The organism is Chryseobacterium indologenes (genome assembly GCF_001295265.1).
In the GTDB taxonomy this organism is placed as follows: domain Bacteria; phylum Bacteroidota; class Bacteroidia; order Flavobacteriales; family Weeksellaceae; genus Chryseobacterium; species Chryseobacterium indologenes_A.
On sequence record NZ_LJOD01000008.1, the window covers coordinates 76712 to 102687 of the forward strand.

The window sequence follows — 25976 nt, forward strand, 5'->3', positions numbered from 1 at the left end:
TTTTTTTTAGTCAGAACTAAAAATAAAAACATCTGAGAGTAAAAAAAATATCATTCGTCAAGCAGAAATCCGATTATTGTTATTAACTTGGAGCTGGACTGACAATAAAAAAATGCTTTATATGAAGTGTTTTTTGTATAAAAATAAATTTATTATTTAATTATTTTTAAATAATACCCTTTATTTTCGGATATAATTAAAAGCCAGGGATTTACCAGAATTTCGGCAAACTGCCTGATATAAATTTTACGATTGTGTCCTGCGTAAGGTGAAAGATCCGTAATTGGTATTTCCAACTGTAAGGTCTTCTTCAGAAATGAAAAATTCATTTCTAAACTATCAATCCGGTCAATAAACAGCAAAAAAATAAGGTACTTCTGTACAGAGGCACCTTATCTTATTATATTTTTAAAAAATTATTTTGAATAGTTTTCAAAAAACAATGGGATACTTTCAATTCCTTTATAGAAATTAAATAATCCGTAATGTTCATTTGGTGAGTGAATGGCATCAGAATCAAGTCCAAAGCCCATAAGAACTGATTTTGCTCCTAAAACCTTTTCAAACATTGCTGTAATAGGAATACTTCCTCCACTTCTGTAAGGCAGTACTTCTTTTCCGAATGCGGTTTCCATCGCCTGTTTTGCTGCTAAGAATTCTTTTGTATCACTTGGCAGAACATACGGCATTCCTCCGTGGTGTGGTGTAACTTTTACTTTTACATTTTCGGGAGCAATTTTTTCGAAATATTTTGTAAATTTTTCTGTAATCTCTTCCGGAGTCTGATAAGGAACCAGACGCATAGAAATTTTAGCATACGCTTTGGAAGGGATTACGGTCTTGGCTCCTTCTCCTGTATATCCGCCCCAGATACCGTTACAGTCTAATGTAGGGCGAATAGAGGTTCTTTCCAGTGTTGTATATCCTTTTTCACCTTCCACTCCGTTCAGTCCGATTGATTTTTTGAATTCTTCGGGATTATCTTTCAGCTTATTCATTTCTGTTCTGTCGGCATCGGATACCACGTCTACATTGTCATAGAATCCATCAATAGTAATGTGTCCGTTTTCGTCGATAAGTTCGGCAATCATTCTTGAAAGCACATGGATAGGGTTTGGAACTGCTCCTCCGTAAAGTCCTGAATGCAGGTCTCTGTTAGGTCCTTCCACTTCAACTTCCACATAGCTTAGTCCTCTTAAACCGGTAGTTACCGTAGGCTGCTCATTGCTGTAAATATGGGTATCTGATATCAGAATACAGTCGCAAGCCAGTTTTTCTTTATTCTCATTAACGAAATCACCAAGGCTTACCGATCCTACTTCTTCTTCTCCTTCCAAAATAAATTTCACGTTGCATGGAAGCGCATTGGTTTTCATCATCGCTTCAAAAGCTTTCAGGTGCATGAAAAACTGACCTTTATCATCTGCGGAACCTCTGGCGAAGATTGCTCCTTCAGGATGAAGTTCAGTTTTTTCAATATAAGGTTCGAAAGGAGGTTTTCTCCACAGTTCCAGCGGGTCTGCCGGCTGCACGTCATAATGCCCGTATACTAAAACCGTAGGAAGGCTTTTATCTAAAATCTTTTCTCCGAAAACGATGGGATAACCTTTTGTTTCACATACTTCCACGTTATCTGCTCCTGCATTCTTAAGGTACTCTGCACAAACCTCTGCACACTTCAGGACGTCATCCTTATAAGCCGGATCTGCAGAAATAGAAGGAATTCTCAATAACTCAAATAACTCATCCACGAAACGCTGTTTATTTTCGTTGATGTAATTTAATGTCTCTTGCATTGTAAAAATTTATTTTGTTAAAAGTAAAAAAAATGGTCTGCAGACGCAAACAAAAAGGTAGAATTTTCAAAGAGGCTGCCGGTTTTATCCGGAATTATTTTAAAACCAGTAAGAGATATAAGATTTCCAGGACATTAAGCTTTAAAGTATTCTATTTATAAAGCTTTGATTTACTTTATTCAACTCAGGTTTTGGGCTTTATGAGATACTGTAAATCATGTTTGAAGTTAACTTTTATTACAAGGTATTGTAATTTATTTGTTGTTTTATAATGTTTCATGTTAACTTGCATATAAAACAAAACCCAATATTAAACAAAAAAATGTCCTGCACAGTGTCAGGACATTTTTATATGGTATACTCGTAATTAATGTTCAGCTTTTGGAGCTTTTTCAGCTTCAGCAGGCTTTGCCGTGGCAGAACTGTCTTTTTTAGGAGCTTCAGCTTCATGCTTTTCAGCCGGAGCCGTTTCTTTGTGACCTTCAGCAGCAGCGCTATGACCATGTGCTTCGCCTCCGCCCTGTACATCATCAGAATATCTTTCTACCCCTTCTTCCAGTTTCAGTGTATTTTTGTTTCCTCCTGCCTGGATTTTTTTACAGCTTACAGCTACAGCAGCAATAGCTAAACATATAACTAATTTTTTCATATGCAAAATTTATTTTTTTAAAGGTCATACGGAATCGCTACTTTATCTGATTGTTTAAACAGCGGGCGATTTCATGCTTACATTTTTGATTGCCCAAAATTAAGAAATCCTGTTTTTTTCGGCAACATTTTTATACTGATTTTAAAATAATTTTACCTTTTTTGGATTGTGTAAAAATAAGATAGGCTTCTCCCCCGTCTTTTATTCCGTATTTCTTTTTGATCTCTTCCGGTTTCAACGGGTAGTTTTTCGAAATAATATTAAATTGCTCTTTTTTCTTAATGCTCTTAGATTCAACTATTTTCATCTCTAATATCCTCCCGGGAAAGTTATTTTCTCTTTTATCTGAGGTATAAAGATGGGTGTTGTGATGAAGCTTGTTTAATCCAAAACGTTGGGAAATCAGATTGAATGTTCCGGCTTTTAAAATAGAATTATTGGGAATATATATGAATCTTTCCGGTTCACCGTATATAGTTTCCGCCTTATCTTCCTCTCCAAACCTGAATATAAATGCAGGTTCGCTGCTTTCCAGATTAACACAGGTGCAGATAACTTCTTCATGAAGCTGTCTGGAAAGGAAAATAACCACTTCCTTAACGTCATTCTTTACGGCTATGATTTCTATCCTGAAAATAGCGGGAAGTACCGAAACCAGGTATTTAAGATCAATTAGCGGGGAAAGCTTTATGACCACCTGGTCTGAAGATGCCATAAGCCTGTCCTGAATTTCAAGAATATCAGGTGACAGATCCTCCAGAAGAAATACTTTGTTTTTACTTCCGTCTCTTCTTGCCGGATCCAGGTAAATAACATCAAAATGCTCTTTATCAGAGCTTAAAAAGTCCTCAAGCTTCTGGTTGACAAACACAGCTTTCCGCTTCAGGATATTCCAGTTATGTTCTACAGTTTCTAAGAGTCCGGCATTTTGTTCTACCAGTGTAACGTCTTCAAAATTCTGTGAAAGGTAATAGGCATCAATCCCGAAACCGCTTGTCAGGTCTGCAAACTTTTTTCCTTTTAACATTTCTGATTTATAGGCAGCCGTTTTTTCTGATGATGACTGCTCCAGGTTAAGCTGAGGCGGAAAAACAATACCTTCCCTTAACAGAAACGGAAATTTCTTTTCGGCAACCTGTTTTCCCTTGATCTGCTGTACAATTTCCTGTATAGAGACATCAGGAAACGGAGATTTTTTCAGCAGCAGCGAGGGTAAATCCTTAGCGAGACCGGCATTGATATAATCCTGAATTTCAGGTTTTAAAATATGTTTATTCAATCCTTGAATTATCTTTTATAAAAGATGTAATCTGTTAATAACGGAGAAATTCCGTTTTGTTTTAATAATGTGTTGATCTGCCCCCTGTGATAAGTGGAATGATTCACAGCATGAAACAGCATTTCAAAAACACTGTTTTCAAATACAGTCCCTTTTGAATTTTGATATTGTATCTTTTTTTCGAAATCTGTATTCCTGATAATCTCCATACTTTTTTGGAAATTTTCATAATTGATTTCATCAAGGGATTCAAGGGGGTTGATCTGCCAGACTTCAAACGTTTTTTCACCTGCTATTCTGGCGTTCCAGATCTGTTGAGCATTTAAAGTATGATTAATAAGACTGATTATTTTTTCATCCACCTTAGTCTTATTTTCAGAAATTACTTTTATCATTTCACGATTAAAATGATAGGTGTACTCAAACAAATCAGCCAGCTTTTCTTTCATCATTCAAACATTTCAGCCCAACGTACGGGTTTTATTTCATTTTCGCTGTAAAGTTGCTCAACCGGCTTTTTAACGTCTAATTTAGGATATAAATTCACCCCGATCAGCTTTATTTTTCCTTCTTCCACCCATTTCTGCTCTTCAACAGCATGGTTATAGATCTTTTTCTGTATGACTCCCTGCTTTAAAAGTTCCAGATAACCGCCGGCCTCTTCTATTTCTACAAACAGCTGCCATGATTGTTCTGCAATCTGGCGGGTGATATCTTCAACGTAATAGCTTCCGTTTGCTGCATCTTCAAATACATTGATGATACTTTCGTAAGCCAGAACGATCTGCTGTTTGAAAGAGATCTCTTCTGAGTTTTCTGTTCTTTTTTCTACCAGATAATTGTTGCTGAAAACCGCATCAGCACCGCCAATCATGGCAGAAGCAAGCTCTAATGTTGAACGGATCAGATTATTTTCATTATCGGTAACAGCTTTATTTCTCAGGGAAGTTTCGGCAAAGATGTAAGGAATTTCATCCAGCCCGTATTCTTTGGAAAACTGATTGAAAATGATTTTAAAAGCTCTCAGTTTAGCCATTTCAAAGAAATAGTTTCCACCAACAGCAATTCTGAAGATCAATTGGTTTAAGATTTCAGGGCCATATGCTTCGGTAAGCTCTTTTGTCTGAGCCAGCGCTATTCCCAACTGCTGGTAAATAGCTGCACCTGCATTCTGATGAAGGGAAATATCAATACAGATATTTCTTTTGAAATTCTTTGCTAAAAGCTCTTTAGTCAGCTGATCATTTATAACAGCCTGTTTTTCATCAATAACACTGATCAGCGAGAAATACTGATCTTCTTCTTTTGGACTGATATGCCCTGCAAGATCTTTATTATTGACAAACAGAGCTTTCTGTTCAAGATTTTCTACATTATGCTCCAGAATAAATGCAAATACATCTTCTTCCAGACTTTCATGATAGGTAGCCACCAAATGGGTATTTTCTTCTACTCTCGGCAGGTTGGCCAATGGTTTCTGAACTTCACTGTAAAACGGTTTTACTTCAATTCCTTCCAGGTTTTCCTTTTTTAAAATTGAATAAATATCTTCTGTTTTAAGCTGTTTTTTAACTAAATTTTCCCAGTTTGGAAGTGTTTCTGACATTGGAGATGGATTATTTGTGAATGGTCAATAGTGAATTAACTTCGAGGTCATTATTTTTCCTGCACGAATAGCCCACTATTGACGTTTCATTCAAATTATATTATTTTTTCGCAATATTACTGCTGTCTACAACCAGAATAAAGATTTCTTCATCCGGCTTTTTCATGAAATAATTTTCTCTTGCGTATTTTTCTTTTTCCGATTTATTGTTCATCAGCTTTTTATAAAAGGAATCATTTTTTTCATATTCCTTTTTATAATATTCCAGCTGATCTTCATATCGGCTGATTTCGCCGTTCAGTTCATTGATTACGAGAAAAGAGGTTTTATCAAAGAAAATCATCCACACCAGAAACAGGCAAATGGTAATGGTATATTTATTCAGAACATATTTCTGAATAAGCTTGAGTGTTTCAGACTTCGGCTGGATGTCTTTAATAAGTTTGTTTTCTTTCATTTTAATGTTTTCTCAACGAATTTTTAATAACAGTAGTTAAAAAATCAATCGCTACGGAATTCTGTTTCATGTTCGGAATGATAAGATCGGCTTCATTCTTTGATGGTTCTATAAATTCCTGATGCATTGGTTTTAAAGTAGTCTGATAACGGTGAAGAACTTCGTTTAAGTCTCTTCCTCTTTCCTGTGTATCTCTTCTGATTCTTCTGATCAGCCTTTCATCTGAGTCGGCATGAACAAATACTTTCAGATCAAATTCCTTTAAAAGTTCTTTGTTGGTAAGAACCAGAATTCCTTCTACCACCAATACATTTTTAGGTTCTACAGTGACATGATCTCCTGTTCTCGAATGCGTAACAAAGCTGTATATCGGCTGTTCAATAGGCTCGTTATTTTTTAAAGCTTTTACGTGTTTCAACATCAGTTCAAAATCTATAGACTTGGGGTGGTCATAATTTAACGCCTCCCGTTCCGTCAGGGTAAGATTTGGGTTATCATGATAATAATTATCCTGTGAAAGGATGTTCATTCCTTCAATATCAAGCTGCTGGAGTATCTTGTCAACAACTGTAGTTTTGCCGGAGCCTGTACCTCCTGCAATTCCTATTACAAGCATTCTTTTTTGTTTCTTTATAGTTTGTACAAATATACTATTTTAGATAAAAATATGACAGCACAGACCAATAAATTGAACAATTAAGGGAACAAAGATATTCTGAGATGAGAAGATGGAACCGTTTTGCCGGTAACTCCTGTTATTTCAAATAAAAAATCCGATGCTGAACACCGGATTTAAAAGACTTTTAATATTTATTTTTTGATAAATTTCGTGGATATTTCCAATTCTTTTATGGTTAAGATGTAATTGCCTGTCTGAAGAGCTGAGACATTAATCTGGCTTCTTCCGTTTCCTACTGTGGCATCCATTACCTTTCTGCCTTCCATATTGTAGATTTCTGCTTTTTGCTCTTTATTTCCTTTTAAGGATACATTTAATATATCAGAAACCGGGTTAGGATAAACGGAAATCTGCTGCTCCTTAGCAATTTCTTTTGTGCTGAGCTGGCAGGTATAGGCAGGAAGTGTATACCCTGCAGCCGTAAATTCCTGGGTTATTACGGTAATATCATTACAGGTAAACCCAAACTGACCTACCATATCTATTGCGGCCTGTCTTACAGCAATTGCTGCATTCTGCTGGTTAGTCGTTGAAGTGGTTAAATCAAGCCCTTCCAGAAATGCCCTGTCTGTTTTTTCTTTTCCAATTCTGTCATAGATTCTCATCAGAGCCGATGCCCAGATCTGACCTCTGGTATGGATAGCTCCGGAGCCCGGATATAGAACAGTATAATTGGTAATTCTGCCGGGCCAAAATTCATTATGACCATCCCAATTAAACATCCAATTATACTGAGGTGCAGATGAAGGCCATTGATTCAGGCTTCTGCTATAGGACTGTGCCCAATAATCACCACTTCCTTCACTTAAACCATCAGAATTTGAGACACCTCCGGAAAGCCAGTGGTGAATTCCGTGCCCTAGTTCATGCAATACAACGTCGGCATCTTCTGCATCATCTACCTCGCCCTGCCCAAACTCTAAGGTTCCGGCAGTAGTATACTGTGAATTATCTGCTCCGCTCAGTGCATGAGGATCATAAATAACCGCTCCTCCGTTGGTCGTCGGTCTGCAGACAATTCCTAATGTTTCATTGATATACCTTAAGCTTTTATCTATGTGCCAGAAAGCATTCACCGCTTCAAATCCCAGCTCGCTTCTGTTGAACAAAAACTGGTTGGTAGCCTGTGTAAACAAACCTGTATTAGGTGCGCTGATATTTCTTATCTCAACATAAGCATTTTTCAGTTTGTAAACATTATTGGCAAATTCTATATCTGATAAGGTCACCAGGCTTCTGGCATTATCCAGGCTGGCATTGGTGGCGTCATTACCGTCTACATAATTACCACCATATGTTGATCCTGTCTTTGACAGCGGATCCGGATCAAATACATAACCAGATCCTGAGGCTTTAAAGCTGACTGTTTTATTCAGCTTTTTTTCCTTCTTTTTTGGAGATCCGGAAGTTTCATCTTCATGCCTGTGATATACTGCAATATTTTTAACGCTGATGATCTCTCCTGTTTTGGCATCAACTATGGTTTCCCAGCTTCCGGGATTGTCATAGGAGTTAATAACAGCTCTGTAAACAAGTTTTGTATTTCCGTCATCTGTAATATAGACCAATAACTTATTCTCCTGATATGTGATCTCTCCTTTTGATTTAGAAGCTTTGTAAGCTTTATTAAAGGCATCAGATGCAGAAACAGCAGGAACCGTATCTATTTCTTTCAGATTCTTTTTGAAACTTTCTGTACCGGTATAGCTTATTTTACCTTCTTTATTGAAATGGATCAGAATTTCCGACTGAAAAACCGGTACATCTTTAATGAATTGCTGAAACCGCAGGGTTTCTCCAGTGTGCCCTTTACGTACGGAATTTAAAGTAAGTTTACTGAAATTCTGAATTCCTAAATTTCTTGAGTTTTCTTTAATCCAGTTGTTTGCAGGTATTTCAAAAGATGATTCCTGAGCCATTAATGTAGTGCAGCACAGAACACTGCCTAACACCAGTGAGGTAATTTTTAATTTCATATATTGTTTTTTTGCAATTGTTAAATAAAAATAATAATAATTAATGAATTTTAAGCTTTTTTAACACATAAAACTTAAAAACAAATATAAAATTTCGATAAATCACTTTTTTATATAAAAAAAACCGTTTCATATTTTATAAAACGGCTTTTTTATTATACAATTTCGCTTGTTAATTCCCTTGAAAGTAATTTTTCATGCATAGGCTTCAAAAGATCCATTGAGCCTGTTTTTACAGTGCATTTACCTTTGTAATGCACCAGAATGGTACACTGTTCAGCCTGTTCTAAGGTATGCTTGCATATTTCGATCAGACAATCAATCACATAATCGAAAGTATGAATATCATCATTATGCAATACAAGCTTATAAACTTCATCTGTATCATCCAAAACAAGCACTTCTTCTTCATACTGCCGTTTTGGGTCTTCATAATCTTTTATATTGTTATAAAAAATCATCTTTAATTATTTTAAACTTCTCCTATTTTATCGGCCAGATCGTTGATCATATTTGGCCCTTCATATACTAATTCTACAAGCTCTACGCTTTTATTATTCATTTTCAGAATCTTGAAATGATAATTATCCAGATCAAACTCCTGGTTTTCCTCCGGAATATCTTCCAATTCATGAAGAATAAATCCTGCTAATGAATTATACTCACTATCTTCGGATAAAGGAAGTTTTTTAGGCAGATATTCATTGATTTCATCCAATGGCTGGGTTGCCTGCACCCAATAAATATTATCTCCGATCTTATCTACCAGTTTATCTTCATCATCTTCCTCATCCTGTATTTCTCCTACCAGCTCTTCCAGAATATCTTCCAGGGTGATAATTCCTTCTGTTCCTCCGAATTCATCAATCACAATGGCAAGATGCTGCTTTTTCTGCTGGAAAATCTTTAAGAGGTCTGAAATCTTTTTGCTTCCTACTACGAAAAATGCATCACGCATCAGCTCTTTAAGGTCTTCATGATTCAGATCTCCCTTTCTTTTAACAAATTCCCTGATAATCTCTTTGGTATAGAAAATACCAATCACATTGTCTATGGAATCAAGATATACAGGGATACGGGAATATCCGCTGTCCATAATCTTATTGATGATCTCGTTGATATCTTCTTCAAAATCAATAGAAGTTATATTCTGTCTCGGAACCATAATCTGCTTGGCAGAATGATCCGTAAAATCGAATGCATTTTTGATGATCTCGTAGTTCTCTTCTTCAATTTCTCCGCTGTCTGCACTCTGTTTTACCAACAGCTGAAGCTCTTCTGTAGAGTGAATTTCCTGTTCTGAAGCCGGGTGAATTTTAACGAGTCTCAGGAACCCATTCGACATGGAATTCATCAGCCAGATAAACGGTTTAAAGATTGTATAGAAAACTCTCAAAGGCACCGCCGTTGCCATTGTAGTAGCTTCTGATTTCCTGATTGCAATTGATTTTGGAATAAGTTCACCAAAAACGATATGCATAATTGTGATCAATACGAAGCTGATGATGAGAGAAACTGAGGTAACAGAGGCCTGGCTCATTTCTATATTCAGGGAATGAAAAATGTTTTCAACAATATGGTGAAGTGCACTTTCTCCTACCCATCCCAGTGCCAGGGAAGCCAATGTAATTCCAAGCTGTGTTGCAGACAGGTATTCATCTAAATGTTTGATGATGTGCTCCGCCTGCTTGGCCATAGAGTTTCCTTCTGCGGCTTTTAACTGAATTTGTGAGTAACGAACTTTAACAATTGAAAATTCTGCGGCTACGAAAAAGCCATTGAGTAATACAAGAAATAAGGCTAGCAAAAGCCTGACTATGTCCGAGTCCATTTAGAAATTGTGTAATTTTTATTTTTACAAAGATATGGAAAATATAAATAACTAGAGGTTTTAATTTAGGAAAGGGGGAATGGAAGTTGGAAGAGGAGATAAAATAAAGTCGGAAAAAGCAAAAGAACGTTGCTATTTTACCATGATATACGATCAATATTTTCTAAAAAACACCGGGAATTAATCCTTTTTATTTTGCCATAAAAAAAGCACCGACCATGTCGATGCTATATATACTGTTAAGGTATTTCTTATGAATTTTTCAGGGCTTCTGCTCCGGAAACGATCTCTAAGATTTCGTTGGTAATGGCAGCCTGTCTTGCTTTGTTGTAGAAGATCACAAGATCATTCTTTAAAGCCTGAGCGTTGTCTGTCGCTTTGTGCATGGCTGTCATTCTTGCTCCGTGCTCTGATGCTACTGAATCCAGAACTGCTTTGAAAACCTGAGTTTTAATTGATTTAGGAATCAAATGATCAAGAATCTCAGCTCTGTTCGGTTCAAAGATATAATCTGTTTCTACCGGAGCCTGTGATGCATCTGCTTCGGGCATTGAGATCGGAAGAAGCTGTTCAGTCATTACTTCCTGAGTGGCAGCATTAACAAATTTATTATAGATCAGATAAACCTCGTCAAATTTACCTTCTTTAAAGCTGCCCATTACGCCTTCTGTAACATGAGCAACTGTATCAAAGTTTAAATTATCGAAAACGGCACTTTCATTAGCATATACTTTACGGTTTTTTCTTACCGCATCAAATGCTTTTTTACCGATTGTAAGAACTTCAACTTCGTATTGAGATTTATTCTGAAACTGGCTGTTAAGTTCTTTTACAATAGATGAGTTGAAAGCTCCTGCAAGACCTCTGTTTGAAGTAACAGCGATGAAAAGAACTCTCTTCACTTCTCTTTTTTGAGCATAAACAGAAACCTGATCAGGATCAGAGCTAGAATTTACATTCTGGATGATTTCCTGTAGTTTTTCAGAATAAGGTCTTAACATTACGATTGCATCCTGTGCTTTTTTAAGTTTCGCTGCGGAAACCATTTTCATAGCACGTGTAATCTGCATCGTAGATGAAATTGACGTAATTCTGCCTCGTATTTCTTTTAAGTTTGCCATTAATTTGGGTTCAAAGTTTATGGTCTGAAGTTTAAGGTTTAAAACGCTGTTTCAAACCTTAAACATTGAGATTTTTAGTTATATTTAGAAGCTAGATCGTTAGCAGCCTGCTTAAGAACGCTGGTAATTGAATCATCAATTTTCCCTGCTTTGATAGCAGCCATTGTATCAGGGTGCTTAGATCTTAAGAACTCGATGTATTCTACCTGGAATTCTTTTACTTTTCTGATAGGAACATTTCTAAGAAGGTTCTCAGTTCCTGCATAGATCATCGCTACCTGGCTGTCCACCGGAAGTGGAGAGTTTACCGGCTGCTTAAGGATCTCTACGTTTCTTTCTCCTTTAGAGATAACTGCTAATGTAGCAGCATCAAGATCGGAACCGAATTTAGCGAACGCTTCAAGCTCTTTATATTGTGCCTGGTCTAATTTAAGAGTACCAGATACTTTTTTCATGGATTTGATCTGAGCGTTACCTCCTACCCTTGATACAGAGATCCCTACGTTGATTGCAGGACGAACCCCTGAGTTGAATAGATCTGATTCAAGGAAGATCTGTCCGTCTGTAATAGAGATTACGTTGGTTGGAATATACGCAGAAACGTCACCTGCCTGAGTTTCGATGATTGGAAGGGCTGTTAATGAACCTCCTCCTTTTACGATTGGTCTCAAAGACTCTGGTAAATCGTTCATCTGGCTCGCGATATTGTCATCAGCAATAACTTTAGCTGCTCTTTCCAATAGTCTTGAGTGAAGATAGAAAACGTCCCCAGGATAAGCTTCACGGCCCGGTGGTCTTCTCAATAGAAGAGAAAGCTCACGGTAAGCAACGGCCTGTTTAGATAAATCATCATAAACGATAAGCGCTGGTCTACCTGTATCTCTGAAGAACTCACCGATAGCAGCACCTGCCATCGCAGAATACACCTGCATTGGAACAGGATCTGAAGCGTTAGCAGCAACTATTACTGTATAAGCTAAAGCTCCTTTATCAGAAAGGGTTTTAACAATTTGTGCTACGGTAGAAGCTTTCTGTCCGATAGCAACATATATACAATATACTGGTTTACCAGCATCAAAGAATTCTTTTTGGTTGATGATTGTATCGATAGCAACAGTAGTTTTACCTGTCTGTCTGTCACCAATGATAAGCTCTCTTTGTCCTCTTCCTACAGGGATCATAGAGTCAATCGCAACGATACCTGACTGTAAAGGCTCAGTTACCGGCTGTCTGTAGATAACTCCAGGAGCTTTTCTTTCCAATGGCATTTCGTATAAATCTCCTGTGATAGGACCTTTACCATCGATTGGGTTACCAAGAGTATCCACTACTCTTCCTAACATACCTTCTCCTACTTTGATAGAAGAGATTCTGTTTGTTCTTCTTACTGTATCTCCTTCTTTTACCAATTTACTTTCACCAAGTAGAGCAACACCCACGTTGTCTTCTTCAAGGTTAAGTACAATACCTTCTACATCACTAGAAAATTTCACCAACTCTCCGTATTGTACGTTTTCTAACCCGTATACACGAGCAATACCATCACCGATGGTTAAAACTGTACCTACTTCCTCAACGTTTGATTGAGTATCGAAGTTGGCCAATTGCTGTTTTAAGATCGCAGATACTTCTGCCGGATTTATTTCTGCCATTGTATGGTTGTTTTTCTTAATTTAATTGAAAATCTTTTTTAACTTGATTAAGTTTTGTCTTCACAGACGCATCTACCTGCTGATCTCCTACTCTAAGGATGTATCCTCCAAGGATTTCAGGCTTCACATTTAAATTCAGATCAAAGTTTGAACCTTCTTTTACAAGATTGCTGGCTTTTAAAATCTGATCGATATTTTCTTTTGAAAGCTGTGTTGCCGTAGTAAGAGTTACTCTCTGTACGCCGTTGATATCCTCAACTTTGTTGATGAACTCCTGGGCAATATTTTTCAATTGGTTTTCACGTCCGTGCTTAATCACTAATCTGATTAAATTCTGTGAAGAAACTGAAAAATCTTTGAATATCTGGTCTGCTACTTCTATTTTCTTTTTTGCATCAATGTAAGGTGTAAGGAAGAATTTGTTCAAATCTGCAGATTGAGCCATGATCTTCACTACATCTTTCATTTCAGAAAATACAGCAGCTGTCTGTCCTGATTCGCTGGTGAAATCCAGAAGACCCTGTGCGTATCTTTTAGCTACTTTAGATGTAAGCATTCTTAGTTAAGGTTAGATTTGTTTAAATAATTTTGAACTAATTCGTCCTGAGCTTCGTTGTTATCAAGCTTTTGCTTTAAGATAGACTCAGCGATGTTTACAGATAAAGTACCGATCTGAGTTTTGATGTCTGCCATAGCAGCATTTTTCTCAGCTTGGATCGTCTGCTTAGCCGCTTCAATCATTTTGTCTCCTTCAGCTTTAGCAGCATCTTTAGCTTCACCAACGATTCTGTCTTTAATTTCTCTGGCTTCTTTCAGGATAGAATCTCTTTCGATTTTAGCTTCACGAATAATTCTTTCGTTATCAGCCTTAAGTTCTTCCATTTCTTTTTTAGCCAGTTTAGCTTGGTTCAATGCATCAACGATTGAGGTTTCTCTTTCATTCACTGCATTCACGATTGGTTTCCAAGCGAATTTTGCTAGAAGAAATAACAGGATAACAAACGTAAGGGTCATCCAAAACAAAAGTCCAATTCCAGGTTCAATAATTCCCATATCTGTAAATTCTTTTTTTTAAAATGTTATTTATGGATTGTTTTTTAAAATTCTTAGCAGCTGCCAACCGCATGACTGCTAAGAATGTTTTTTTGAGGATAGATTACTTGATGAAAGCACCAAAGATGATCGCGATAAGACCAGCACCTTCAATAAGACCAGCTGCGATAAGCATCGCTCCCTGAATCTTACCAGCCTGCTCTGGCTGTCTAGCGATAGCGTCCATTGCGTGACCTCCGATTTTACCGATACCAAGACCTACTCCTAGTACTGCTAAACCGATACCTACGTAAACTAAACCTGTTCCAGTTGATAAATCCATAATAAATAAATTATATTAGTTAAAAAATTATTTTTAAATTCTTTCTTTTTAATTAGTGAGCGTGCTCTTCGTGGTGATCATGCTCGTGCTCTGCAACTGCAATACCAATAAACAATGCAGATAATACTGTAAAGATATAAGCCTGAAGTGCTGCTACCAATAATTCCAGTACAGAAACGAATAATGCTAACGGTACAGATGCAAATCCTAACAGCGGAGACTTGAAGATGAAGATCAATGAGATGATCGCCAGGATCATAATGTGTCCTGCAGTGATGTTAGCGAAAAGTCGCATCATTAAAGCAAATGGCTTCGTGAAGATACCGATGATTTCAATAGGAACCATAATTGGGTATAACAATAACGGCACCGGCGGCATAAAGATGTGTTTCCAGTAATCTTTATTGGCACTGAATAATGTAATTAGTAAGGTAATGATTGCTAATACGCACGTAATGGCAATATTACCGGTAAGGTTAGCTCCTCCAGGGAAGAAAGGAATCAACCCGAAAAGGTTATTGAACCAGATAAAGAAGAACGCCGTTAATAAATAAGGCATATATCTTTTATATTTTACTGATCCGATATTTGGAATAGCCACTTCATCTCTGATGAATACGATTACAGGCTCCATAACTTTACCGATTCCTTTAGGAAGCTGTGATTTTTTATAGTTTCTTGCCATTCCTATGAACACTACTGCCATAAAAATTACTGACAAGAACATTGAAGCTGCATTTTTTGTGATAGATAAGTCAAAAAACACTTCGTTTGATTTCTGCTTCCCACTGATGATAGAGAATAATGTTGCTTTCTGAACTCCTTTAGTAGAAACTACCTGTCCGTGCTCTAAAGTATATCCGTCATGTTCATGACCGTGAGCAATGCTGCTGGAAAGAAAAGTATGCCATCCTTCATTATCTTTAATGATCACCGGCAATGGGATTGAAACATGATGCTCTTCACCACTGTCATCTTTTGAAGTCCATAAATGCCATTCGTTAGAATCGCCAATGTGTTCCATGATCACTTTAGTCGCATTGAAGCCCTTCTCGTCTTCTTTATGCTCTACTTTTTCAGCTACTTTTTCCCCTTCAGTTTCGTGCTGCGCAGTGGCTAAACCACTAATAAACACAAACAAAAATGCGAAAAATAATGAAGAAATTTTTCTGTTCATATCTCTTTTTTAATCGTGTGCAAATATATCGATTTTATTAAACTTTACCAATACTAAAAATTGATTTTTATCATCAAAAAAATCAGGATTTATTAATGAGTTTTATTATAGGCATATATATAAGGAATGACGCTACCACAAAGCATCCGAGCAAAAACAGAAAATTTTCGTTTGTTTTGTCAATAATCAGTAAAGATATCAGCAGCCAAATCACATCTTTAGGAATATTTATCGTAAGAAATCTGAGCCCGGCATTTTCTCTGCCGTAAAAATACTTTTTAAATAGTATATATACAGTGATATTAAAAACCGTTGCCAATGCTATAATAATAAAACCCTCTGAAAAATTCATGCTGCAAAAATAGGACTATATTTTTTAAGACGGAAGAAATAATAAGGATGGAAGTTTGAAGTTACTTTTAGCCATAATTATCAAGAGCCTTCACAATTATAATAACCTTAAAGGGCAGACAATTACTATTTATAACCTTCATAACCTCCCTCTTCCAGCCCTCCTCTTCCGCTGCCTATTCAAAATCCTTATAATATTAAGCTGATTATACCCACATTTCTTAAAAATTCCTTATTTTTGCAGACCTATAATTTACAATAAATATGTTTAATAGTTTACAGGATAAATTAGACAAGGCATTACACAATATTTCCGGAAGAGGAAAAATTACAGAAATCAACGTGGCGGAAACCGTAAAAGAGATCCGTAGAGCGCTGGTGGATGCCGACGTTAACTATAAAGTTGCCAAAGATCTTACAAAAAGAGTTCAGGATAAGGCTTTAGGACAGAATGTTCTTACTTCCCTTACTCCGGGACAGCTGATGACAAAAATCGTTCACGATGAACTGGTAGATCTGATGGGTGGTTCTCAGGAAGGAATCAATCTTTCAGGAAAACCTTCTGTAATTCTTATTGCGGGTCTTCAGGGTTCAGGTAAGACAACTTTCTCCGGAAAACTTGCCAATTATTTAAAAACGAAAAGAAATAAAAAACCGTTACTGGTAGCGTGTGATGTTTACCGTCCTGCGGCAATCGATCAGCTTAAAGTATTAGGAGGCCAGATTGATGTACCGGTTTATACTGAGGAAGGAGCAACCAATCCTTCTACGATTGCTGAAAATGCAATCAATTTTGCTAAATCAAACGGCCACGATGTTGTGATTGTGGATACTGCCGGACGTTTAGCTATTGATGAGCAGATGATGAACGAGATTAAATCCGTGCATTATTTCATCAAACCCAACGAAACACTTTTCGTTGTTGACTCTATGACAGGTCAGGATGCGGTAAACACTGCAAAAGCATTCAACGATGCACTGAACTTTGACGGGGTTGTCCTTACCAAATTAGACGGGGATACCAGAGGGGGTGCTGCATTAACGATCCGTTCTGTTGTTGAAAAACCAATCAAATTCATCTCTACCGGTGAAAAAATGGAAGCACTGGATCTTTTCTACCCGGAAAGGATGGCAGACAGAATTCTGGGAATGGGAGACGTTGTTTCCTTAGTAGAAAGAGCTCAGGAGCAGTTTGATGAAGAGGAAGCTAAAAAACTTCACAAGAAAATCGCTAAAAACGAATTTGGTTTTGATGATTTCTTAAAGCAGATCAACCAGATCAAGAAGATGGGTAATATGAAAGATCTTATGGGAATGATTCCAGGGGTTGGAAAGGCAATTAAAGATGTTGAAATCAGTGATGATGCTTTCAAACATATTGAAGCAATTATCTATTCTATGACTCCGGATGAAAGAAGAAGACCTTCTATTATCAACACTCAGAGAAAGCAGAGAATTGCCAAAGGAGCCGGAAGAAAGATTGAAGACGTGAACCAGCTGATGAAGCAGTTCGACCAGATGGGTAAAATGATGAAGATGATGCAGGGACCTCAGGGCAAGCAGATGATGCAGATGATGAGCAAAATGCCAAATATGCCAGGAATGGGTGGAATGTTCGGAAAGTAATAAGAAATTTTATTTAAAATATAGAATCCGGTTCAGCTCTGAACCGGATTTTTTTTATGGTTGTTTTAAATCTTCGTCGAAATAAGGAATTTCATCCAATGCCTCTTTTGCCTTGAAAATATCTTTGTTGATTACAAATAACCGGTATTTATGATCATCTTTTTCCTCAATATTGTTCTGTACAGTATGGATATTCAGGCTTTCCAATATGTCCTTATACCAATTAAATACAGCCGATGAGCGCGTAAAGACGACCAGATGCCAATGTTGTATCTTCATTACATAGTCATAATAAAAACGGATTGCTTCCTGTTTATCCGGACTTGAAAACAGCGTTTCCACTACCCGTCCCCGTTCATAATAATTGACCTGCCATTGCCCGGCTTTCATTTCCAGTCGTTCCATATCATCATAACGCTGTCCACCGACCCCTTCAATACAAAAACGGACGCAGCCTTCTGCTATCAATTGATCATACAATTCATTAAGTTCCATCTTTCCAAAATTTTAATATTAATATGGTGAGGGTTGAAATATCTGGGATACCATCTGATGTTTTTCCGAATAAAACAGGTAGAGTGTCCCCCAAAGTCCGTAACGGTAGAACTGGGCTACAAATTTCATTTTCTGCCCATCGGGATCCAATGGGGTTTCATCTTTCTTCTCCCATGCCGCTTCTTCACCTATCCACAATTTGTCGAAAGGCTCACCATCTTCTTCATCATCTTCATAATGGTGCCCTACTGCCTGTACAATACGCTCAATACCATTTTTAGTTTTATTGTTGGTGAAATCCAGCAAGGTAGGTTCACTACCGTACGGATGCATTATCCCATCGAGTACCCTTTCCTCATTAAAGTCATGCCACCACAGATAACTTTGGGTATCAAGCATCATTACAGCCTGCTGCAGAGTATATTTCCCTGAAAGACTAAATCGTTTAGTCTTAGAATATTCTTCTTTCGTTACTTTTATCTTCTCACCAAAATGTTCAAAGGTATATTTCCCGTTACCTCTATCCAGAATGACTTTATTCTCACTCTTTTCAATGTAATTTCTTTTCCACACCTCATTTTTTTCAAGACATTTAAGGGAAAACTCAAATGTATCCGGCAGGCCTTCTTTTTCACTGACTTCAACATGTATTCCATCCCGTTTATGGTAATTGATCCAGCTGTATGAACTGCGAAAATGATCAACCGCAAATTTTTTGATTACTTCTCCTGCATCAGCCATTACATTCTCATCCTGTATACCGTGAATGTTCCAATAATTTACTTTGATATTCCAATCGGTCTTATCTTCTTTAAAAACTGCTGAAAACATATCATATCTGCTGTAAAAGCTTAGTTTCTTTAATGGAATGAGATGCTTTGCCATTTTCTTGGAGGCAGTGAAGCCTTTACGGGTCTTTTTGTACAGCATTTTTTCAGTGATCTTCACATCACATTCCGGAATGTTCATGGTAATTTCTTTCAAAAAGCCATCGGCATCATAATGGTATCTGAAAAATTCCAGACTCATCCATTTTCTGTTCCCCAGATAGTATTGTACAGTCTTCGTAACAGGCATGGATATTCCGTTGATGATTTCATAGCCGTAGATGTCACGCCCATTGGGTCTGTATAAACACGAACCTGACTGTATCAGCTGGCCGTCGTTATTATATTTATCCACCCTTTCGTAACTCAGGCTTTCAATGTAATCTATTGAGGTCTGAAGGTATTCGCGCTCTTTATTAAGGTAATACTGATCAAGCTTCTTAAGGTTAAGCGGAGCAAGCAGCTGATATTTGCCGCCTGCCAGCCGGAAATCCATACGGCCCATTTCTTCATTCTGGATAAAGAAGATAAAGGGAATGCCTTCCCATTTTTCATTGATGATACTGCCGTCCAGCTTTAAAATAGGTTTCAATACATTTTTAAAACCTTTAATACTCGTCAGACAGCTTCCCAGACTGGGATTACTTTCTATTTTAGTCTTCTTTTCTGAGGTGGACAGTATGAAATCTTTTCCCATTTTAAATTATTTTGGGTAATACCTGCACAGATTGTTCAAGGTCGTTATTTATGATATAATATTATGTACACTGAAACACCTGAGATACCATCTGATGCTTCTCCGAATAGAACAGAAAAAGTGATCCGAACATATCATCATGGTCCAGCTGAGCTACGAATTCCATTTTCTGTCCGTCAGGATCATATGGGGTTTCATCACTTTGCAGCCAGTCTGGTTCACCTGTACGCAGTTTACCTTCGGTTGTGTTATCTTCTATTTCCACTTCCTGCATAATGCGTTCAATCCCATTTTCAGTTTTGTTATAGGTAAATTTCAGCTCCTTCGGCCACTCAGAAGTTCTTTCCTGTTGAAAATTGCTATACCAAAGGTAGCTTTGGGTATGCACGATCATAATAGCCTGCTGAAGAGTATATTGTCCGGAAATGACAAATTGCCCGGTACCATATCTATTTTCTGAAGTCACTTGTATTTCATTACCCAAATGCTCAAATATATACTTGCTTCCCCATTTCCATTGCATGATCACTTTTTGATCAGTTTTCTCAGTGTACTCCAGAGGTAAATCGTCGGTTTCTTCAGGAAAGCTGAACGTATACTCAATAGTATCGGGCAGGCCGTCTTTTTCATTGACTTTGACCTGTATCTCATCCTGTCTTTCAATTTTACAGGTATATTTGAGAAACCCTGAATACAGATCATAGAAATGATTAAACCCATGCCGATATATCATTTCGCTATAATCAGTATTGGTTACCGGTTTTTTTAAAGTAATGGAACGTCCCTCAATTCCCAGGTACCATGCATCCTCTTCTTCTTCAAATACTGCTGAAAAAGGGATCCTAGTATATGTCACCCCCAGGTTTTTATCTATTGCAGGAAAAAGATGGGGAGCCAGTTCTTTAGATGCAGTGAAGCCCTTGCGGGTCTTTTTGTACAGGATCTTTTCAGTTATCTTTATATCGCCTCCCGGCTGATGTATGGTAATTCCTTCAATGAATCCATCTGCATCATAATGATATGTATGCAATTCTGAATCCAGCCATTCCCCGTTGCCTTTATAATACTGTACTGTTTTTGTAACCGGCATGAGTGCTCCGCCCACTTTATCATAACTGTATACCAGACGCTTCTGTGGACTGTACGAATACGATCCCGACTGCATCAGCAGACCGTCATTGCTGTATTGGTCCACCTGTTTGTAATTAAGTTTTTCTATCTTGTCTACTGAGGTTTGCAGATACCCTCGCTTTTCATCTAAATCCTCATATTCTTCAAACTCATCAATTTTCTCCAGTTTAAGCGGGGCAAGCAGCCGGTATTTTTGATCTTCCAGACGGAAGTCCATGCGGCTTACATCCACATTCTGAACCATAAAGGTAAACGGGATGCCTTCCCATTTTTCACTAACTATGCTACCGTCCAGCTTTACAATAGGCAGCAGCTTCTTTTTGAATCCTTTTATATCAGCCAGGCAGCTTTTCAGGCTGGGAAAGCCTTCAATTTTAGATTTCTTTTTTGAAGGAGACAGTATAAGCTCTTTTTGCATTTTAAATTATTTCTGATTCGTACTGATTACTTTTTAACACCTACCCAATTCCTGTCCAGATCACTGTATGGATAGATTTTTATCATCTTCAGCATATTGACGAATCCCTCATGTCCAAACATTTCTACGGTAGCCAGCTCTTCTTCAAAAATCTCCATGCACAGCAGCAAATGATGTTTGTGGCCTTCGATCTCAAGCTCCTTATACACATCAAAAATAATATATCTTGGCTGGCCGTCGCTTCCGGATATCTGGCATATCTCATACGGGTTGAACACCTTATTGTGGGCCGCACCTGCAATTTGTGTAAAATTTTCACACATTCGCCTTTCAATGGTATTGAAAGCGGTAGGAGGATCCTGATTGATATCATTGAAAGGCTGCTTTGTAAATGCGACCAGTTCATATGTGCCTTTTTCGTTGGGTTTCGGCCCTTTTCCATCCGTAGTGATGAGCTCCATAGTGGTAAATCCGGTACCTTCTATGTGATGGGGGAAATAATGCATATCCACAGCTCCCAGTGTCATTCCTGCAATCACCCTGAAAGGGATGACCGCGTGGCCGATTACTTCTGCTGAATTTCCCAATACATTCTCAATGGCTTGCAGTTTCAGATTATAGTGTTCAATATATTTTCCGTCGTTATCATTCATGGTATTCGTTTTAATTTTTATTTATTAATTCTTGTTGTCACTACTTTATCACCATTCTGATTCTGGTTACACCTTCTTCATCATTATATTCTTCATTGTACACGTTTTGGCTTTATTTACTCAAAGTCTTCAGAATTCCTGCAATTTCAGTGAATCGGTAAAAATAATTTTTAACTGTAAACAGATTTTTTTAATCAAAATTGATTATTTATCTGATTTCTGAGCTTTGCTTTTAATAAAATAAGAGAAGCCGGCATTTACTCCGAAATTCTTGATATTGGTTGTAAATTTAGTATTCATATAGGTTTCCTTGCTTGAGAACTGGTCATAAGAAATACCAAGATTAATTCCCAAAGACTGTGTTGCCATATAGGTAAGTCCGCCTTTCACTCTCCACATCAGCCCATCCATTTTAGTTTCATTGGAAACTGGATACCCCATAAGATCCATTTCTCCTTTGTCTTTTACGGTTGCATATCCGATACCTGCCCCCAGAAAAGGGACAAACTTACTGTCGTTTGCAAAATAATACGTAGCAGTAGGCATTACGGCAAAGCTTGTCGTCGTCATTTTTGTCTTATTGTATTTGGTAACTGTACTGGAGAAGTCAAGATCGGCTCCAACAGCCAGTTTATCAATCACAAAATATGCAACCGACGGAGTTATGTTAAACTTATTTATTTTCGGATTATCTTCGGAATAACCACCTCCTTTTACTGTGGTAGTTGTATTATTGAAGCCCAGACCTGTATTTCCGCTTATCACCCAATCCCCTTTTGTCATTTGAGCATCAGATAGTCCGTAAAGTGCGACAGCACCCATTAGTAGTAGTTTTTTCATGATTATTATATACGTTTTAGCTTTGGATGCAAATATAGAAAAAGTCCTGAGAATTATTCCTCAGGACTCTATTTTATCAGAAAAAGATGTTTATTTAAATTTATATCCTACTCCGATCTGGAAGAAGTTCATCTTCAGCTTTTCATCATTTACAGGATCTTTAATCATATTAGACAGGCCAAAGCTGTAACGCGCATCAATAAACAGCCCTTTGTAAACATTATAATCTGCTCCGAAGAAAAGTCCAAAATCGGCAGATTTAAGTCCGTCATTGAACTGTTTTTCCAGGAACTGCTCAGCAGCGTTAATAGATGCGGGGTCTCCCACAGCACCTTCCAGCTCTACCTTTACGTCAGTATTTGTTTTAATGCTTACGTAAGGGCCTGCATAAATGCCCAGCTCCGGTGTAGCGTAATATCTGGCAGATACAGGAATAACAATTCTGTTCATTCTGAACTTCTCCGTTACGGTAATATTTCCAATCCCGACTTCGGCTTTTCCACCTAAACCGGCATATTCAAGCTCTCCCTGAATAGCAAATTTATCATTGAACTTATGCTCTACCAAAGCTCCGATATAAAATCCGGATTTAGATTTCAGGCTGCCTCTGATCCCATCCAGTTCAATATTATCTTCATTTCCGGTTAATTTAGATAAAGCATAACCGCCTTTTATCCCAAATCTGGTTTGGGCATTCATTCCCGTAAACAGAGCAAGAGCTCCGGCTAATAAGATTTTTTTCATGATTATTAATTTAAAGTTTGATTTATAAAGATAAAAAAAAGCCCTAAAAATTACTCTTTAGGACTTTTATGTTTATAAATGTTTTGTTAATTACTTAGCAAAAACATATTTAACTCCGATAGTTACAGAAGATAGGTTTAATCCGAAGTTGTAGTTGTTTACGCTTTTCGCACCATCTACATCGAACTTAGAAGTTCTGTATCCGAATTCACCGATAGTAGCTTCGATAGTCCAGTTTTTGTTTAAGAAATAATCTAAACCTGGCTTAACGTTAACACCGATTGTAGTGTAGTTAGCTTTGTTAGATGAAGACTGAGTAGCAGTAGTTGTTCCGCTTCCAGTTGTAGTAGTAGCAACAGAAGAAGTTTCGTTCTTAACGTTACCGAATTCCATTGGAACTTCTAATTGACCGAAGATGTAAAGCTTATCAGCTAAAGTCCAGTATTTTCTTACAAATGGAGCTACAACGAATGCAGGCTTAGTTTCAGTAACTTCAGTAACTACAGTAGTGTTTCCAAAAGTCTGAGTTGAAGTTTTTGTACCTTTATCGCTTTTGTAACCAACTCCTAAACCTACAGCTAGGTTTGTACCTACGAAATAACCAGCAGTAGGAACAATTCTGAAGTTTTCTACTTTTGTATCGAAGTTGTTATCTTCTTCCTGAGCGTAAGTTACCTGTCCTGAAAGATATGCAGTACCTTTAGCAATCTGAGCATTGGATAAACCGAAAAGTGCAACAGCACCCGCTAATAATATTTTTTTCATTTTAAAAAATTTTAATACTTTCTGAGGGCAAATTTACAGTGGTACCCTCTAATATTAAAATTTGTTAACCTGATTAATATCATTGTTAAAATTATTCATTTTTCGAAATTAAAACATAGTAGCAATACACTTTTGAGGTTTTCACAATATTATGAATAAAAAAATTAAAATTTTTCAATGGTACCAGAATATCAATTATTTTTTTTAATTCATCAATTCATGAAAATTCATTCAAAATTTAGTTTTTTAACATTTACTACCGCTTTAAAACGTTAATTTTTAAGATATTATATGTTAAAAATCAAACAAATGTTTAGATTTATAGTGATAAATTGCTCTTCTGTCTTTCTGAAAAGCTCATTTCTTTTAATATGACTAAATACCATCACAAAAAAACTCCGGCTATATACGCCGGAGTCTGTCTTATCTGGTATTAAGATTTCTTACTTAAGGAAGAAGTTATATCCGATATTTACAGCACCTACGTTCCAGCTGGAAGTATACCATCCGTAATCACGTCTGTTGCTGATAGACTGGTATCCGATGTAAAGCTCACCTTTAGACATCTGATATCCGAATTTCGGCTGTGCGTAGAAACCTCCGTCTACACCATCTTTGGTAGAGATTCCGTATCCCAGGTCCAGTCCAACAAAGATAGGAGCTCCTGAGAATCTGTATTTCCCTGAAACTGCTACAGGGATAAATCCGAAATCATCAAAATGATCTTTTCCGAAGAAATGAGAATATCCTGTTGTAACCCCAAGGTCAAGACCTTTTGCAATGTTCCACATATAAGCAGCATCTACTCCCAGGGTGAATGAAGAAGCATCACCGGCATCGCCTACCGGAACCCCAATGTGACCACCTAGTTTAAAACCTTCCTGTGCGTGTGCAGCGCCTCCTAGAAACGCAAAAGCACCTAGTAACAATAGTTTTTTCATTTTTAAAATAGTTTTCGATTGATGCCCCAAAATTACTAAATATTTCCATCACTCCGGCAAAATTCATGTATTGAATACCATGACAATAAAAAAAGCAGGAAAATTAGCCCTGCTTTTCGTTGAATAGTTATATTATTTCAGAGATTAATTTCCTCCGAATTTGAATCCCATTCCCACCTGAAGAAAACTGTTCGTTAATTTTCCATCTCCTGAATTTTTCGCCAGATTAGAAACGCCCATATTATATCTTGCATCAAAGAACAATCCGTTTTCAAGGGCATATTCTACCCCCATGAAAGGAGCAATATTCAATGTATTCATCTGGTCTTTCACATCTACTTTATCATTTCCTGAGATTTCAAAGCCAGGAATCATTCCCAGTCCAAAATCGGTTACCGTTTTCTCTTCTGCCGTAAGGATTAGCCCGAAACTAGCTCCTGCAGATACTGAAAAATTCTCTGTAATAAAGTATTTTGCTGAAACCGGAACCAGTAAAGTCCCTAACATTCTTTTTGATTTTATGCCGAAAAATGTTCCCGGATCATTCTCATCTTCTACGTGTCTGCTTATTTTACCTCCAAGTTTTGAATAAAGAACTTCCCCCTGAAGCGCAAATTTATCACTCAGTTTATGTTCTACCAAACCTCCCACATAGAATGTATGGGAAGGGTCTGTACTTTCAGATTTGCCGTTGTCTTTGAATTTTAAAGTTGAAAGAGAATATCCTGCTTTTACCCCGAATCTTGTTTCCTGAGCACTCATTTTAGAGCCCATCATTGCAATGGCTGCAATCAGTAATAGTTTTTTCATGATTATTTTTTAGTTCGCCACAAAACTAGATATTTTTTCCAAATCTGCAAATACTCATCAAATTAATTTATGTATGTCTG

General features: G+C 37.3%; 26 protein-coding genes. 1 reads left to right on the forward strand and 25 read right to left on the reverse strand.

The window, feature by feature from the left end:
* Positions 1-416: 416 nt before the first annotated feature.
* From AOB46_RS13000 to atpB, 16 genes are all read right to left on the reverse strand, one after another.
* Positions 417-1796 (reverse strand): dipeptidase, encoded by a 1380-nt coding sequence (locus AOB46_RS13000; protein ID WP_062700016.1) that lies wholly within the window; start codon positions 1794-1796, stop codon positions 417-419.
* Positions 1797-2163: 367 nt separating this feature from the next.
* A complete protein-coding gene (locus tag AOB46_RS13005) occupies positions 2164-2445 on the reverse strand; it encodes a hypothetical protein (protein WP_062700017.1) in 282 nt (93 codons plus the stop codon).
* Positions 2446-2575: 130 nt separating this feature from the next.
* Positions 2576-3724, reverse strand: coding sequence for a class I SAM-dependent methyltransferase (locus AOB46_RS13010; RefSeq protein WP_062700019.1), 1149 nt, complete (start codon positions 3722-3724; stop codon positions 2576-2578).
* Between the two features lie 8 nt (positions 3725-3732).
* Positions 3733-4176 carry a DinB family protein gene (locus AOB46_RS13015; protein ID WP_062700021.1) on the reverse strand — a complete coding sequence of 148 codons (444 nt, stop codon included), beginning with the start codon at positions 4174-4176 and terminating at the stop codon, positions 3733-3735.
* Positions 4173-5330, reverse strand: a complete 1158-nt coding sequence (locus tag AOB46_RS13020; protein WP_062700023.1) for a methylmalonyl-CoA mutase family protein — start codon at positions 5328-5330, stop codon at positions 4173-4175. Before AOB46_RS13020 ends, AOB46_RS13015 begins: the two co-directional genes overlap by 4 nt.
* Positions 5331-5430: 100 nt before the next feature.
* Positions 5431-5787 carry an FtsB family cell division protein gene (locus AOB46_RS13025; protein ID WP_062700025.1) on the reverse strand — a complete coding sequence of 119 codons (357 nt, stop codon included), beginning with the start codon at positions 5785-5787 and terminating at the stop codon, positions 5431-5433.
* Position 5788: 1 nt separating this feature from the next.
* Positions 5789-6403, reverse strand: a complete 615-nt coding sequence (gene udk, locus AOB46_RS13030; protein WP_062700027.1) for a uridine kinase — start codon at positions 6401-6403, stop codon at positions 5789-5791.
* A 194-nt stretch (positions 6404-6597) separates the two neighbouring features.
* A complete protein-coding gene (locus tag AOB46_RS13035) occupies positions 6598-8442 on the reverse strand; it encodes a T9SS type A sorting domain-containing protein (protein WP_062700030.1) in 1845 nt (614 codons plus the stop codon).
* Between the two features lie 155 nt (positions 8443-8597).
* Positions 8598-8903 carry an ATP-dependent Clp protease adaptor ClpS gene (locus tag AOB46_RS13040; RefSeq protein ID WP_062700032.1) on the reverse strand — a complete coding sequence of 102 codons (306 nt, stop codon included), beginning with the start codon at positions 8901-8903 and terminating at the stop codon, positions 8598-8600.
* A gap of 11 nt (positions 8904-8914) precedes the next feature.
* Entirely contained in the window at positions 8915-10273 is a 1359-nt protein-coding gene (locus tag AOB46_RS13045) for a hemolysin family protein (RefSeq protein WP_062700035.1), read from the reverse strand.
* Between the two features lie 251 nt (positions 10274-10524).
* Complete coding sequence (gene atpG, locus AOB46_RS13050) at positions 10525-11394, reverse strand: ATP synthase F1 subunit gamma (RefSeq protein WP_062700037.1); 870 nt, start codon at positions 11392-11394, stop codon at positions 10525-10527.
* A gap of 74 nt (positions 11395-11468) precedes the next feature.
* Positions 11469-13046 (reverse strand): F0F1 ATP synthase subunit alpha, encoded by a 1578-nt coding sequence (gene atpA, locus AOB46_RS13055; protein WP_062700039.1) that lies wholly within the window; start codon positions 13044-13046, stop codon positions 11469-11471.
* A 16-nt stretch (positions 13047-13062) separates the two neighbouring features.
* Positions 13063-13602 carry an ATP synthase F1 subunit delta gene (gene atpH / locus AOB46_RS13060; protein WP_062700041.1) on the reverse strand — a complete coding sequence of 180 codons (540 nt, stop codon included), beginning with the start codon at positions 13600-13602 and terminating at the stop codon, positions 13063-13065.
* A gap of 2 nt (positions 13603-13604) precedes the next feature.
* Entirely contained in the window at positions 13605-14099 is a 495-nt protein-coding gene (locus tag AOB46_RS13065) for a F0F1 ATP synthase subunit B (protein ID WP_062700043.1), read from the reverse strand.
* 103 nt (positions 14100-14202) lie between these two features.
* Positions 14203-14421 (reverse strand): ATP synthase F0 subunit C, encoded by a 219-nt coding sequence (locus tag AOB46_RS13070; RefSeq protein ID WP_034681712.1) that lies wholly within the window; start codon positions 14419-14421, stop codon positions 14203-14205.
* A 52-nt stretch (positions 14422-14473) separates the two neighbouring features.
* Positions 14474-15598 (reverse strand): F0F1 ATP synthase subunit A, encoded by a 1125-nt coding sequence (gene atpB, locus AOB46_RS13075; RefSeq protein ID WP_062700045.1) that lies wholly within the window; start codon positions 15596-15598, stop codon positions 14474-14476.
* A 615-nt stretch (positions 15599-16213) separates the two neighbouring features.
* On the opposite strand from atpB, the gene ffh reads away from it, so the two are divergent.
* Positions 16214-17575 carry a signal recognition particle protein gene (gene ffh, locus AOB46_RS13085; protein WP_062700049.1) on the forward strand — a complete coding sequence of 454 codons (1362 nt, stop codon included), beginning with the start codon at positions 16214-16216 and terminating at the stop codon, positions 17573-17575.
* Between the two features lie 54 nt (positions 17576-17629).
* On the opposite strand, the gene AOB46_RS13090 is transcribed toward ffh, so the two are convergent.
* From AOB46_RS13090 to AOB46_RS13130, 9 genes are all read right to left on the reverse strand, one after another.
* Complete coding sequence (locus AOB46_RS13090; RefSeq protein ID WP_062700051.1) at positions 17630-18070, reverse strand: hypothetical protein; 441 nt, start codon at positions 18068-18070, stop codon at positions 17630-17632.
* An 18-nt stretch (positions 18071-18088) separates the two neighbouring features.
* Positions 18089-19594, reverse strand: a complete 1506-nt coding sequence (locus AOB46_RS13095) for a hypothetical protein (RefSeq protein ID WP_062700053.1) — start codon at positions 19592-19594, stop codon at positions 18089-18091.
* 61 nt (positions 19595-19655) lie between these two features.
* Positions 19656-21143 (reverse strand): hypothetical protein, encoded by a 1488-nt coding sequence (locus AOB46_RS13100; RefSeq protein WP_062700055.1) that lies wholly within the window; start codon positions 21141-21143, stop codon positions 19656-19658.
* A 26-nt stretch (positions 21144-21169) separates the two neighbouring features.
* Positions 21170-21796, reverse strand: a complete 627-nt coding sequence (locus AOB46_RS13105; protein WP_062700058.1) for a hypothetical protein — start codon at positions 21794-21796, stop codon at positions 21170-21172.
* A 204-nt stretch (positions 21797-22000) separates the two neighbouring features.
* On the reverse strand, positions 22001-22636 hold the full coding sequence (locus AOB46_RS13110) for an OmpW family outer membrane protein (RefSeq protein WP_062700060.1): 636 nt from the start codon (positions 22634-22636) through the stop codon (positions 22001-22003).
* Positions 22637-22726: 90 nt separating this feature from the next.
* Positions 22727-23380 (reverse strand): porin family protein, encoded by a 654-nt coding sequence (locus AOB46_RS13115; protein ID WP_062700062.1) that lies wholly within the window; start codon positions 23378-23380, stop codon positions 22727-22729.
* Positions 23381-23470: 90 nt separating this feature from the next.
* The gene (locus tag AOB46_RS13120) at positions 23471-24145 is read right to left on the reverse strand and encodes an outer membrane beta-barrel protein (RefSeq protein WP_062700064.1); all 675 of its coding nucleotides are present in this window, start codon (positions 24143-24145) and stop codon (positions 23471-23473) included.
* A gap of 443 nt (positions 24146-24588) precedes the next feature.
* Positions 24589-25086 carry a hypothetical protein gene (locus tag AOB46_RS13125; RefSeq protein ID WP_062700066.1) on the reverse strand — a complete coding sequence of 166 codons (498 nt, stop codon included), beginning with the start codon at positions 25084-25086 and terminating at the stop codon, positions 24589-24591.
* Between the two features lie 144 nt (positions 25087-25230).
* On the reverse strand, positions 25231-25896 hold the full coding sequence (locus tag AOB46_RS13130; RefSeq protein ID WP_062700068.1) for a porin family protein: 666 nt from the start codon (positions 25894-25896) through the stop codon (positions 25231-25233).
* Positions 25897-25976: the final 80 nt, after the last annotated feature.

Coding starts and splice junctions, on each gene's coding strand:
- AOB46_RS13070 (WP_034681712.1), bottom strand. CDS start 14,421: ATGGATTTATCAACTGGAACAGGTTTAGTTTACGTAGGTATCGGTTTA.
- AOB46_RS13035 (WP_062700030.1), bottom strand. CDS start 8,442: ATGAAATTAAAAATTACCTCACTGGTGTTAGGCAGTGTTCTGTGCTGC.
- AOB46_RS13090 (WP_062700051.1), bottom strand. CDS start 18,070: ATGGAACTTAATGAATTGTATGATCAATTGATAGCAGAAGGCTGCGTC.
- AOB46_RS13065 (WP_062700043.1), bottom strand. CDS start 14,099: ATGGGAATTATTGAACCTGGAATTGGACTTTTGTTTTGGATGACCCTT.
- AOB46_RS13115 (WP_062700062.1), bottom strand. CDS start 23,380: ATGAAAAAAATCTTATTAGCCGGAGCTCTTGCTCTGTTTACGGGAATG.
- AOB46_RS13130 (WP_062700068.1), bottom strand. CDS start 25,896: ATGAAAAAACTATTACTGATTGCAGCCATTGCAATGATGGGCTCTAAA.
- AOB46_RS13020 (WP_062700023.1), bottom strand. CDS start 5,330: ATGTCAGAAACACTTCCAAACTGGGAAAATTTAGTTAAAAAACAGCTT.
- AOB46_RS13105 (WP_062700058.1), bottom strand. CDS start 21,796: ATGAATGATAACGACGGAAAATATATTGAACACTATAATCTGAAACTG.
- AOB46_RS13125 (WP_062700066.1), bottom strand. CDS start 25,086: ATGAAAAAACTATTGTTACTAGGTGCTTTTGCGTTTCTAGGAGGCGCT.
- atpH (WP_062700041.1), bottom strand. CDS start 13,602: ATGCTTACATCTAAAGTAGCTAAAAGATACGCACAGGGTCTTCTGGAT.
- AOB46_RS13015 (WP_062700021.1), bottom strand. CDS start 4,176: ATGATGAAAGAAAAGCTGGCTGATTTGTTTGAGTACACCTATCATTTT.
- AOB46_RS13095 (WP_062700053.1), bottom strand. CDS start 19,594: ATGGGAAAAGATTTCATACTGTCCACCTCAGAAAAGAAGACTAAAATA.
- AOB46_RS13120 (WP_062700064.1), bottom strand. CDS start 24,145: ATGAAAAAAATATTATTAGCGGGTGCTGTTGCACTTTTCGGTTTATCC.
- udk (WP_062700027.1), bottom strand. CDS start 6,403: ATGCTTGTAATAGGAATTGCAGGAGGTACAGGCTCCGGCAAAACTACA.
- AOB46_RS13005 (WP_062700017.1), bottom strand. CDS start 2,445: ATGAAAAAATTAGTTATATGTTTAGCTATTGCTGCTGTAGCTGTAAGC.
- AOB46_RS13110 (WP_062700060.1), bottom strand. CDS start 22,636: ATGAAAAAACTACTACTAATGGGTGCTGTCGCACTTTACGGACTATCT.
- AOB46_RS13025 (WP_062700025.1), bottom strand. CDS start 5,787: ATGAAAGAAAACAAACTTATTAAAGACATCCAGCCGAAGTCTGAAACA.
- AOB46_RS13100 (WP_062700055.1), bottom strand. CDS start 21,143: ATGCAAAAAGAGCTTATACTGTCTCCTTCAAAAAAGAAATCTAAAATT.
- AOB46_RS13040 (WP_062700032.1), bottom strand. CDS start 8,903: ATGATTTTTTATAACAATATAAAAGATTATGAAGACCCAAAACGGCAG.
- ffh (WP_062700049.1), top strand. CDS start 16,214: ATGTTTAATAGTTTACAGGATAAATTAGACAAGGCATTACACAATATT.
- atpA (WP_062700039.1), bottom strand. CDS start 13,046: ATGGCAGAAATAAATCCGGCAGAAGTATCTGCGATCTTAAAACAGCAA.
- AOB46_RS13045 (WP_062700035.1), bottom strand. CDS start 10,273: ATGGACTCGGACATAGTCAGGCTTTTGCTAGCCTTATTTCTTGTATTA.
- atpG (WP_062700037.1), bottom strand. CDS start 11,394: ATGGCAAACTTAAAAGAAATACGAGGCAGAATTACGTCAATTTCATCT.
- AOB46_RS13000 (WP_062700016.1), bottom strand. CDS start 1,796: ATGCAAGAGACATTAAATTACATCAACGAAAATAAACAGCGTTTCGTG.
- atpB (WP_062700045.1), bottom strand. CDS start 15,598: ATGAACAGAAAAATTTCTTCATTATTTTTCGCATTTTTGTTTGTGTTT.